The following is a 2,471-nucleotide window of genomic DNA, read 5'->3' as shown; positions in this document are numbered from 1 at the left end:
GTAAAAAAATATTTTTATAAATAAATTTGCTTGCAAATATTACTATATATAAGATATAATATACATATATAAAATTTTAGCGAAAGGAAGCGAGTATGAAAAATATTTTAAAGTTTTTAATTAAAAGAATCGCAATGGGGCTTGTAACGTTGTGGCTAGTTATTACTATTACATTTTTTCTGATACATATGTTACCTGGTGATCCGTTTCAAAGTGAAAAAGCGATTCCACCTAAAGTAAAGGAAAATCTAATGGCAAAATACCATTTGGATCGTCCACTCGGGGAACAATATGTTGAATATCTAAAAAACATAGCAAAAGGAGATTTGGGAGCATCCATGAAAGTTCGTGGAAGAACTGTTAATGATGTTATTAACAAAAGTTTTCTGACATCTGCAGATTTAGGAGCCAGATCTATTATCTTTGCACTAGCTCTTGGAATTCCGCTTGGAATTATTGCAGCTCTTAAAAGAGGAAAATTTCAAGATAGGCTTTCAATGATTGTTGCAATAATTGGAATATCTGTTCCAAGTTTTGTATTGGCGGGACTTATGCAGAAGTATTTTGTTGATGTGCATAACGGTATTTTGATTGATAAGTATAACCTACCTCTTGTAAGAATTTTGTTATCTGGATGGGACAGACCTGAGAAAAAAATATTGCCAGTTATTGCACTTGGACTTTACACAGTGGCATTAATTGCACGTTTATTAAGAGATAAAATGATAGAAGTAATGGGGCAGGACTATATAAGGCTGGCTATTGCAAAAGGAGTAAAACCAAAAAATATCGTATTTAGACACGCTTTAAGAAATGCAATTTTACCAATTATTACAATAATGGGTCCAACAATTGCGGCAGTTCTTACAGGATCGTTTGTAATTGAAAAGATGTTTTCAATTCCTGGATTAGGAAAATATTTCGTTGACAGTATCAATGACAGGGATTATACAATGGTACTTGGAGTTACGGTATTTTATGCAATATTCCTAATTGTTATGATGATACTTGTAGATATTGTATATGTTTTAGTTGATCCTAAAATTAAACTTGGAAAAGGAGATGAGGTATAGTGGCAGAAAACATAAAAAAAATCATAACTGAAAATGATTATATCCCAACACCTGAAGACTTTCAAATTGTAGGTCCTGACACTAATCAAAGCGAAGTAATCTACAAACCAAGTTTAACATTCTGGCAGGATGGATGGAGAAGATTCAAGAAAAATAAATTAGCTTTGTCATTTTTGGGAATAACTCTTGTTTTCTTGTTTTTAGCAATATTTGGACAAAGTTTGACAAAATATTCTTATAGGGCTCAAGATTTATCAGCTAAATTTTTAAGTCCAGCGAAAGGGATTGCAAAAGGACATTATTTAGGAACTGATAATTTAGGACGTGATTTATTTGCAAGACTTTCACAAGGGATAAGAATTTCAATGGAATTATCTTTGATAACAGCTGCAATCTGTGTTGTTTTCGGAACAATTTATGGAGCTGTATCAGCATATTTTGGTGGGATTATTGACACGATAATGACTAGAATTGTAGAAATATTATTAATTATTCCATCAATGATTTATATAATTTTGTTAATGGTTGTAATGGGAAACAGTGTAAAAACAATAATTATCGCAATGTCACTGACAAGATGGTTAAATTATTCACTGTTAGTACGTGGAGAAGTCCTAAAAATAAAGGAAAATGAGTTTGTATTAGCTTCAAAATCACTTGGTGGAAACTTTTTATGGATAACTCTAAAACATTTAATTCCAAATACATTAAGTGTAATAATAATAAGACTTACAACAGATATACCAAACATTATCTTTACTGAAGCATTTTTAAGTTTCATTGGGCTTGGAGTACCAATTCCACAGGCTTCACTTGGAAACTTGGTATTTGATGGTTTCGTAAATATGACTTCATATCCATATTTATTCATTATTCCATCAGTTGTAATTTCATTAATTACATTGGCATTTAATATAGTTGGAGATGCTTTAAATGATGCGTTAAATCCAAAATTAAGAGATTAAAAATTTAAAAATTTTATAAAAATGTCGTGATTTTTTGGAAATAAAATTGACTGTTTGAGCGAAGTTTTACGTAGCGAGTTTCAATTTTGTTTTCAAAAAATGCTTAGACAAGCGGGGATTGTAAAGGGGATGGCGATTGATCCCCTTTACGTTATAAAAAAGAAAAAATATATAAAGGAGAGAACATATGTACCAAGGAAAAAACTTTTCTGAAAGAGCAAGTATTTTTATTAAATTACTATTGCCTGTTTTAGTGTATCAAGTAATTTCTTATTCATCAATACGGATGGCTTCATGAGGAGGCATCCGTCTCCATGACCCTGTGCGCCCGAAACGTCAGGACAATGGGGGTACGAAAGGATGAGTGCGCTTATGACTATCGGTTTCCCGCAGAATTTCATTTGGGGCACGGCAACAGCCGCATATCAGGTAG

The 2,471-nt window shown here is 32.2% G+C and carries 2 protein-coding genes; both read left to right on the top strand.

The window, feature by feature from the left end; genetic code table 11:
- Window positions 1–95: 95 nt before the first annotated feature.
- Entirely contained in the window at window positions 96–1,073 is a 978-nt protein-coding gene (locus Q0370_RS08375) for an ABC transporter permease (RefSeq protein WP_299574550.1), read from the top strand.
- The gene (locus tag Q0370_RS08370; RefSeq protein ID WP_299574548.1) at window positions 1,073–2,038 is read left to right on the top strand and encodes an ABC transporter permease; all 966 of its coding nucleotides are present in this window, start codon (window positions 1,073–1,075) and stop codon (window positions 2,036–2,038) included. Before Q0370_RS08375 ends, Q0370_RS08370 begins: the two co-directional genes overlap by 1 nt.
- The last annotated feature ends 433 nt before the right edge of the window (window positions 2,039–2,471 follow it).

This window comes from uncultured Leptotrichia sp. (assembly GCF_938036635.1).
GTDB classification, from domain to species: Bacteria; Fusobacteriota; Fusobacteriia; order Fusobacteriales; family Leptotrichiaceae; genus Leptotrichia; species Leptotrichia hongkongensis.
Note: the sequence above shows the minus strand (reverse complement) of the source record. Positions and strands in the feature narration are given on the sequence as shown.

What these genes read in the sequence shown, in the direction of transcription:
- Q0370_RS08375 (WP_299574550.1), top strand. Translation starts at nt 96, where the DNA reads ATGAAAAATATTTTAAAGTTTTTAATTAAAAGAATCGCAATGGGGCTT.